Origin of the sequence: Sphingopyxis sp. (assembly GCF_019459305.1) — a bacterium.
Taxonomy (GTDB): Bacteria; Pseudomonadota; Alphaproteobacteria; order Sphingomonadales; family Sphingomonadaceae; genus Sphingopyxis.
The window spans coordinates 1-8231 of sequence record NZ_JAIBES010000070.1 but is presented as its reverse complement, the minus strand read 5'-3'; the positions used below and the strand labels follow the sequence as shown (position 1 = coordinate 8231).

The window sequence follows — 8231 nt, the reverse complement described above, 5'->3', positions numbered from 1 at the left end:
GGGGGGGGGCGTGGGCGGTGCCCATGGCGATTTCACAAAGCGTAAATAATACGGGCCGCCCCTCGGGGGGCGGCCAGACATTGGACGCGGCTGTAAACCCTGCTGCGCGCAAGGGCAAGAGGCGGAATCTCAGGGGTTCATTGCCGGGAGATCCGGCTGGGTATCATGCGGCCAGCGTTACGGACCGCACTGCCACAGCCCGGCGATGACACGCCGCGCGCCGTCGGCCCGGTTCAGCGTCAGCGTTGCGGGACGCGGCGGCGATTCGCCGCCACCTTGCGCCGCACCGGTCAGCGCCACGCGAAGCTGCAGGCCTTCGGAGAAAAAATTGGCGCCATCGACCATCGCATCATAGCCGCCGGTCACCGCAATCGGTGCGATCGTATCGCCAACCTTGATGATCCCGCGCGCCGGGTCCTGCGTCGCGACATTGCCCTTGGCGAACAGGATCGGCGGCGTCGCAGCATCGGCGGCAAAGCTGCACCCTAGCTCGCCCTTCAGCCGCGCGCCGGCCAGATCGGCTTCGCCAAGCGCCGCCAGCTCGATGGGCGTCCCGTCGCCACCGCGCGTCGGCTCGTCGGCCGGCTGGATTGGGGGCAGTCCGCCATTGGCGGCCACACCGCTGCTTTTGTCGGACGTCGCCGTCGATGCCTCATTGTCCGACGGCGATGAACATGCGGCCAGAGCAAATGCGATGGCGGTAACAGGAACGAATAACGCACGGATGGAGTTCGGCAAATTCATTTGAGGGAATATCCTTATGGTCAGCTTGCTTAGCTAACCGCCAGGCCCCTCTTTCGTTCCGCCGATCACCTTACCGCCAGCACAATCTTCCCGACATGCTCGCCCGCCTGCATGCGCGCGTGCGCGGCGCTGGCGTCGGCGAGCGAGAAAATCTGGTCCATCGCCGGCTTCCACCCGCCCTCGGCCAGCCGCGGCCACAAGGTGCGGTGGATTTCGTCCGCCAGCGCCGCCTTAAAGTCGGTGCTGCGCGCCCGCAGCGTCGATCCGGTCATGGTTAGCCGCCGCCGCATCAGCTGGCTGATGTCGATCTCGACCTTCGCGCCGCGCTGGAACGCGATGGTGACGTGGCGGCCATCTTCGGCAAGACAGTCCAGGTTGCGCGGCAGATAATCGCCGCCGACCATGTCGAGCACCGCATCAACGCCCTCGCCGCCCGTGAACTCCTTGACCGCTTCGACATAATCCTCGCTCGAATAATCGACCGCCAGATCGGCGCCGAGCGCCGTAGCGGCAGCACATTTATCGGCGCTGCCGCACGTCACGATGATCTTGATGTCGAACAGCTTGCACAAACCGATCGCGGTGGTGCCGATGCCGCTGGTGCCGCCGTGGACCAGCACCGTCTCTCCCTCAGCGATCCACGCGCGTTCGAACAGATTATGCCACACGGTGAACACCGTTTCGGGCAGCGCCGCTGCCTCGACCATCGAAAAGCCCTTCGGCACCGGCAGGCAGCTGCCCACCGGCGCGGTACAATATTCGGCGTAGCCACCGCCCGCGACCAGCGCACACATCGCCTGCCCCAGCAATTCGTGATCGCCGCCCGGGCCGACCGCGACAATCGTCCCCGCGATCTCTAGCCCCGGCAGGTCGGATGCCCCCGGCGGCGGCGGATAAAAACCCATGCGTTGCAGCACATCGGGGCGGTTGACCCCCGCGGCGGCGACGCGGATCAGCACCTCGCCCAGCCCCGGCTGCGGCACCGGGCGCTGCTGCGACACCAGGACTTCGGGTCCGCCGGGCGCACTGATGGCGATCGCGGTCATGCTCGCTGGCAGGCTGGTCACGTTGATTTTCCCCACATTTTACTTCGCCCTACGGCCACCTTATTGACAGCGTGGCGCACCGGGTCAACAGTCGCGAGGCTGTTCAGGAGGAACCGCCATGGACGATGACGACCTTCCCCGCCGCCGCGACGATATTCTCGCGGCGCTGACCCGGCAACCGCTCGACCCGCTGTCGGTGAGCGAACTCGATGACCGTATCGCGACGCTCGAGACCGAAATCGAGCGCATCAAGGCGCACCGCGCCGCCGCGACGAGCCACAAGGCGATCGCCGACGCGCTGTTCAAAAAGGGGTAAGGCGGCGCACTCATTCGCCCTGAGCTTGTCGAAGGACCGTTCTTTCCCTTCCGCGTCGGGAAGAAGGACGGTGCTTCGACAAGCTCAGCACGAACGGTTTATATGACAGTCGCGGTGACGAGAGGATCGCCTACTCCGCCTCGGTACTCAGCCCCAGCTCGGGAATACCGATCGAACGCCGCCCCCCGAAATCGGATCGCACCACGATCGCGCCCTGCTTTTCCATATATTCGACCAGCCGCCGGATGCGCCCCGGCGAGTGACTACCATAAGCACGCCCCAGCACATCGTCGTCGGGACAGGGTTCGCCGCCGATCGCCGCGCGCGCAATCTGTAAAAACGGCGCGAGCATATCGTCGGGCAGCCGCTCGGCGACGCGTAATGCCTCCGCCCAGCGTGGCTCCGCTGGGTCGAACACCCCGCCCTTGGCCAGCGCAAAGCGGCGCCGAAACGCCGCCAGATCGAGCGGCACCTTCTTCAGCTTCGCCATCCGGCAGCGCACCGAAAAATCCTGATACAAAAAGGCTTCGGGCTGAAACACGCTGTCAGGGTCGGCCAGCATCTCCGCAAGCATCGCGACCACCACCCCGTCGCTCTGCTCGGCCTCTTCGACCGCGGCGACAATGTCGAGCACCACCGGGGCGTCGCGGTCTTCGTGCAGTCCCTCGACCGCTGCAATGCGTTCGAGCACCTCGCTCGCCGCGACCGGCTCGGGCTCGGGCGCGAACATCCGCGGCGCCACCGGTGCTTCCATCTCGGTGAACAACATCGATCGCATGTCGGCGGCGCCCGCCACCGGCAGCGGCATCAGGCTGTGCGTCCCCATCCGCGTCGCGGTCTGCGTCGCGCCGATACGGATGCTGAGTGGGCGGCGCGAAATCGCCGGACCGAGTCCCAGGAAATGCCCGCGCTCCAGATCGCGGATCGCCTCGGCCTGCCGCCGCTCCATGCCGAGCAGGTCGGCGGCGCGCGCCATGTCGATGTCCAGGAACGTGCGCCCCATCAGGAAATTGCTCGCCTCGGCCGCGACATTCTTCGCCAGTTTCGCCAGTCGCTGCGTCGCGATCGCCCCCGCCAGCCCGCGCTTGCGCCCGCGGCACATCAGGTTCGTCATCGCCGACAGGCTGGCGCGGCGGACGGTGTCGGACACGTCGCCCGCGACGCTCGGCGCAAACATCTGCGCCTCGTCAACCACCACCAGCGCCGGAAACCAATGCTCGCGCGGCGCATCGAACAGCGCGTTCAAGAACGCCGCGGCGCAGGTCATCTGCGCCTCGATGTCGAGCGATTCGAGGCTGAGCACGATCGAGGCGCGATGTTCGCGAATGCGCGCGCCCATCGCCGCAATCTCGCGCTCATTATAATCGCCGCCGTTGATCACGACATGGCTGTACGCATCAGCCAGCGTCACGAAATCGCCCTCGGGATCGATCACGATCTGCTGCACCAGCGCGGCGCTTTCCTCTAGGATGCGGCGCAGCAGATGCGACTTGCCCGACCCCGAATTGCCCTGGACAAGCAGCCGCGTCGCCAGCAGCTCCTGCACGTCGATGCGCACGTTCTGCCCCGCGGCGTCGGTCCCGATGTCGATGCTGGTCTTCACAGGCGTCGCCCTATCGGGCGACCGTATGAATGACAACCGAGCCGGGTTCGAGCGAGCCGATTTTTCCTCATATGCAAACCGATAAGCCATTTGCCCTGAGCTCGTCGAAGGGCCGTTCTTTCTTTCGGCAACGCAGGAAGAAGATATGGTGCTTCGACAAGTTCAGCACGAACGGGCCTGAGGATGCGTTCGGCGGGACAACTTGCCAATCGAGCAAATCCAGCCAAAAGAACCCCCATGGATTTCGACGACCAACTCCGCCGCTATTTTGGCACCGCCGACCTGTCGGCGATCCACCCCGAGGCGCACGCCTCAGGAACCGAACGCATGCGCGTCGACTTCGGTTTAGAGGCCAACCCTGGCCGCCGCTTCGCTTTATGGACGCTGATGTACATGCTCGGCGTGGCGCCCGATCTCGATGTCGCGTTCAAGGATGAAGGCGAGCGCAACACCGCGCGCGACTTCATGGATATCGTGGATAAAGCGGGTGAAGGTGATGGCGGCGGCTAACGACCAAAACTAGCCGTCGCCGCCGCGCAGGCAGGGGCCGCTGCCGGTTTACGCCACGACGGACGAAAAGGCCGATGACGGCCCTCGCCTGCGCGGGGGCGACGACTATTGGTGATGACCTCAATCCACCCCGAAGCCGAAATCAAAAAAACTTTGCTACAAAATTACACCCGCATAGGCTGCCACAGTCATAGATCACCGATCCTCCGCCGACTCGCACCCCCGCCCCTTGCGGGGTGGTTCTATCGACAAGTTTGACAACTTTGGATGAAAGCTGCGCGAGCGCGAACGAAAATATCAACCTTCCGTTAATCATACCGCAACCCCGTCATCGTAATTTCACAAACGCCATCCGCTTTTCCCTTGCAGGGCGGCGGCGGCATCGCCACCTTGTGTTCCTAGGGGCCGCCTCTCTCCCCCGGCGGGCCTCGCAAGGAGAAAAGTCCATGCCGTCCTTTTCGGAGAGCCTCGAAAAGACCCTGCACAATGCGCTGAAAGCCGCATCGGAGCGTCACCACGAATATGCGACGTTGGAGCATCTGCTCTTCGCGCTGATCGACGACGACCATGCGGCCGAAGTGATGCGCGCCTGCGGCGTTGCGGTCGACGACCTGCAATCGGCGGTCGTTCACTATCTCGACACCGAACTCGACAGCCTGAAGGTAGAAGGGCACAGCGATCCGTCGCCGACCAGCGGCTTCCAGCGCGTCGTTCAGCGCGCGATCCTGCACGTCCAGTCGTCGGGCAAGGATGAGGTGACCGGAGCCAACGTTCTCGTCGCGCTCTTCTCCGAACGCGAATCCTATGCTGTCTATTTCCTCCAGCAGCAGGATCTGACCCGCCTCGACGCGGTCTCCTACCTCAGCCACGGCGTCGGCAAGGGTGGCAAACCCTCGCCGCAGGCCGAGCCCGAAGAAAAGGAAGAGACGAAGGACAAGGACAGCGGCGGCAAGAACAAGAAAGAAACCGCGCTCGACCAGTTCACCGTCAACCTCAACGAGAAAGCCAAGATCGGTAAGGTCGACCCGCTGATCGGCCGCGGTGCCGAGGTCGATCGCACAATCCAGATCCTCTGCCGCCGGTCAAAGAACAACCCGCTCTATGTGGGTGATCCCGGCGTCGGCAAGACCGCGATCGCCGAAGGTCTCGCGCGCAAGATCATCGAGGGCGACGTTCCCGAGGTGCTGCTGCCCGCGGTCATCTATTCGCTCGACATGGGCGCGCTGCTGGCGGGCACGCGTTATCGCGGCGATTTCGAGGAACGGCTAAAACAGGTTGTGACCGAACTCGAAGGGCTGCCGCACGCGATCCTGTTCATCGACGAAATCCACACCGTGATCGGCGCGGGTGCCACTTCGGGCGGCGCGATGGATGCGTCGAACCTGCTCAAGCCCGCTTTGTCAGGCGGCGTCATCCGCTGCATCGGCTCGACAACGTACAAGGAATTCCGCAACCATTTCGAAAAGGACCGCGCACTGCTGCGCCGGTTCCAGAAGATCGACGTGGTCGAACCGACACTGGAGGACACGAAGAAGATCCTCGCGGGTCTGCGCAGCGCGTTCGAGGCGCATCATCAGGTGCGTTACACCCCAGATGCGATCAACGCCGCGGTCGAGCTGTCAGCGCGCTACATCAACGACCGCAAATTGCCCGACAAGGCGATCGACGTGATCGACGAGGTCGGCGCGATGCAGATGCTCGTCGCCCCGTCGAAGCGCAAGAAGACGATCACCGCCAAGGAAATCGAAGCCGTGATCGCAACAATGGCGCGCATCCCGCCCAAATCGGTGTCGAGCGACGACAAGGCGACCCTCGCCAGCCTGGAGACCGACCTCAAGCGCGTCGTGTTCGGCCAGAACACCGCGATCGAAGTGTTGTCTTCCGCAATCAAGCTGAGCCGTGCCGGGCTACGCGATCCCGAAAAGCCGATCGGCAACTATCTGTTCAGCGGCCCGACCGGCGTCGGCAAGACCGAGGTCGCCAAACAGCTCGCGTCGATCATGGGCATCCCGCTCCAGCGCTTCGACATGTCCGAATATATGGAGCGCCATTCGGTCAGCCGCCTGATCGGCGCGCCCCCGGGCTATGTCGGTTATGATCAGGGCGGGCTGCTCACCGATGCGATCGACCAGAACCCGCATTGCGTGCTGCTGCTCGACGAAATCGAAAAGGCGCACCCCGACCTGTTCAACATCCTGCTGCAGGTGATGGACAATGGCCGCCTGACCGACCACCACGGCAAGACGGTCGATTTCCGCAACGTCATCCTGATCATGACGACCAACGCCGGCGCCAGCGACATGGCGCGCGAGTCGATCGGTTTCGGCCAGTCGACGCGCGAGGATGTGCAGGAAGAGGCGGTGAAGCGCATGTTCACCCCCGAATTCCGCAACCGCCTCGATGCGATCGTCCCCTTCGGCTATCTGCCGCCCGAGGTCGTCGCGCGCGTCGTCGACAAGTTCATCCTCGAACTCGAGCTGCAATTGGCCGACCGCAACGTCCATATCCAGCTCGACGATGCGGCGCGCGAATGGCTGACCGGCAAGGGCTATGACAAGCTGTACGGCGCCCGCCCGATGGGCCGCCTAATCCAGGAAAAGATCAAACAGCCGCTCGCCGAGGAACTGCTGTTCGGCAAGCTGGTCCACGGCGGCGAGGTCAAGGTGAAGATGAAGACCGGCGACGACGCCAAGGTCGGCAATCCGCTGGCGTTCGAAATCGTTTCGGCGCCGCCGAAAGCGGGCAAGGGCAAGACGAAGGCACCCAAGGCCGACAAGGCGAAGAAGGCGGCGGAGTAAAACGCCGCGTTAAGATTTCCGGGCGGCGTGTTATAACGAACGTATGAACACGCCGCTCAAAATCACTAAGGTGGGCAATAGCGCCGCCGTGATCCTGTCGAAGGAACTGATTGCGCGGCTTGGCGCAGCGCAGGGTGATATGCTTTCGGTACGCAATATCGAACGCGGAAATGAACTCGCGCCCTATGACGCAGACTTTGAAACGCAGATGGCTGCAGCACGCGAAGTCATGGCGCGCCGCAAGCGCGCCTGGCGCGAACCAGCGAAATAACGATACCGGCGATGAAATGGATGTGGGTATCGCTGGAGGTCGCTCTGGCTGCCCATCTGGAACAAATGGCTGAGCATGGCGGCAGCGAAGGTGTCCGCGATCGCGGCATCCTCGAAAGTGCCATGGCGCGGCCGCGAAATGTCATCGCTTGCGGCAGTCCCGACGCAGCCGAACTGACCGCATCCTTCGCCTTTGTCATCGCGCGCAACGACCCCTTTGTCGACGGCAACAAGCGTGCCACCGCGGTAGTCAGCGAGGCCTTTCTGGTACTGAACGGCCATTACTTGACAGCCACCGATGCGGAGCCGGTCGTGACCTTCCTTGCGCTCGCTGCGAGAGAATTGTCGGAAAGCGAACTCGCGGACTGGTTTCGCGACCATCTTGCGAAAAGCTGTCGCCGCCGCCTCTCGCTTTTTTGGCCTCCAGTCGCTATATCCCCTCCCATGTACGACTATGTCTCCGTAACCACCCCCGACGCCGGCGCGCCGACGCCGGTGCGCGACGGCACGATCAAGCTGCACGACGAAGCGGGCTTTGCCGGCATGCGCAAGGCAGGCCGCCTGTCGGCCGAAATCCTAGACGCGCTGGTCCCCTTCGTCCAACCCGGCGTGACCACCGCGGCGATCGACGACCTTGTCCGCAGGATGATGCTCGATGGCGGCGGCATCCCCGCGACGCTCGGCTATCGCGGCTTCACGCACAGCTGCTGCACCAGCATCAATCATGTCGTGTGCCACGGCATCCCCGACGACAAGCCGGTGCGCGAGGGCGACATCGTCAATATCGACGTGACGACGATCATCGACGGCTGGCACGGCGACACCAGCCGCATGTATCTGGTCGGCGATGTACCGATCAAGGCGAAGCGCCTCGTCGAGGTTACCTATGAATGCCTGATGCTCGGTATCGAGCAGGCGAAACCCGGCAATCGCATGGGCGACGT

The 8231-nt window shown here is 63.7% G+C and carries 8 protein-coding genes and 1 pseudogene; 6 read left to right on the top strand and 3 right to left on the bottom strand.

Annotated elements, in window-relative coordinates; genetic code table 11:
- Positions 1-177: 177 nt before the first annotated feature.
- The gene (locus K0M74_RS07785) at positions 178-744 is read right to left on the bottom strand and encodes a hypothetical protein (protein WP_293970109.1); all 567 of its coding nucleotides are present in this window, start codon (positions 742-744) and stop codon (positions 178-180) included.
- Between the two features lie 65 nt (positions 745-809).
- Positions 810-1811 carry an NAD(P)H-quinone oxidoreductase gene (locus K0M74_RS07780; RefSeq protein ID WP_293970105.1) on the bottom strand — a complete coding sequence of 334 codons (1002 nt, stop codon included), beginning with the start codon at positions 1809-1811 and terminating at the stop codon, positions 810-812.
- A 97-nt stretch (positions 1812-1908) separates the two neighbouring features.
- Here K0M74_RS07780 and K0M74_RS07775 point away from each other — a divergent pair, with 97 nt between their 5' ends.
- Positions 1909-2106 carry a DUF1192 domain-containing protein gene (locus K0M74_RS07775; RefSeq protein ID WP_293970102.1) on the top strand — a complete coding sequence of 66 codons (198 nt, stop codon included), beginning with the start codon at positions 1909-1911 and terminating at the stop codon, positions 2104-2106.
- Between the two features lie 130 nt (positions 2107-2236).
- Here the strand turns inward: K0M74_RS07775 and K0M74_RS07770 are convergent, their stop codons facing one another.
- Positions 2237-3709, bottom strand: coding sequence for an ATP-binding protein (locus tag K0M74_RS07770; protein WP_293970099.1), 1473 nt, complete (start codon positions 3707-3709; stop codon positions 2237-2239).
- 237 nt (positions 3710-3946) lie between these two features.
- Here K0M74_RS07770 and K0M74_RS07765 point away from each other — a divergent pair, with 237 nt between their 5' ends.
- The 5 genes and pseudogenes from K0M74_RS07765 to K0M74_RS07745 form a co-directional block, all read left to right on the top strand.
- The gene (locus K0M74_RS07765; RefSeq protein WP_293970096.1) at positions 3947-4219 is read left to right on the top strand and encodes a hypothetical protein; all 273 of its coding nucleotides are present in this window, start codon (positions 3947-3949) and stop codon (positions 4217-4219) included.
- Between the two features lie 446 nt (positions 4220-4665).
- Positions 4666-7017: an ATP-dependent Clp protease ATP-binding subunit ClpA gene (gene clpA / locus K0M74_RS07760; protein WP_293970092.1), complete on the top strand. Its 2352-nt coding sequence runs from the start codon at positions 4666-4668 to the stop codon at positions 7015-7017.
- Positions 7018-7060: 43 nt separating this feature from the next.
- Positions 7061-7288 carry an AbrB/MazE/SpoVT family DNA-binding domain-containing protein gene (locus K0M74_RS07755; RefSeq protein ID WP_293970089.1) on the top strand — a complete coding sequence of 76 codons (228 nt, stop codon included), beginning with the start codon at positions 7061-7063 and terminating at the stop codon, positions 7286-7288.
- 11 nt (positions 7289-7299) lie between these two features.
- Positions 7300-7602, top strand: a pseudogene (locus K0M74_RS07750) (Fic family protein); the annotation flags it as partial.
- Between the two features lie 129 nt (positions 7603-7731).
- On the top strand, positions 7732-8231 hold a 500-nt coding region (locus K0M74_RS07745), incomplete at its 3' end, for a M24 family metallopeptidase (RefSeq protein ID WP_293970112.1).

Excerpts from the sequence above, each read along its gene's own strand:
- clpA (WP_293970092.1), top strand. The coding sequence starts at position 4,666 with ATGCCGTCCTTTTCGGAGAGCCTCGAAAAGACCCTGCACAATGCGCTG.
- K0M74_RS07765 (WP_293970096.1), top strand. The coding sequence starts at position 3,947 with ATGGATTTCGACGACCAACTCCGCCGCTATTTTGGCACCGCCGACCTG.
- K0M74_RS07785 (WP_293970109.1), bottom strand. The coding sequence starts at position 744 with ATGAATTTGCCGAACTCCATCCGTGCGTTATTCGTTCCTGTTACCGCC.
- K0M74_RS07775 (WP_293970102.1), top strand. The coding sequence starts at position 1,909 with ATGGACGATGACGACCTTCCCCGCCGCCGCGACGATATTCTCGCGGCG.
- K0M74_RS07755 (WP_293970089.1), top strand. The coding sequence starts at position 7,061 with ATGAACACGCCGCTCAAAATCACTAAGGTGGGCAATAGCGCCGCCGTG.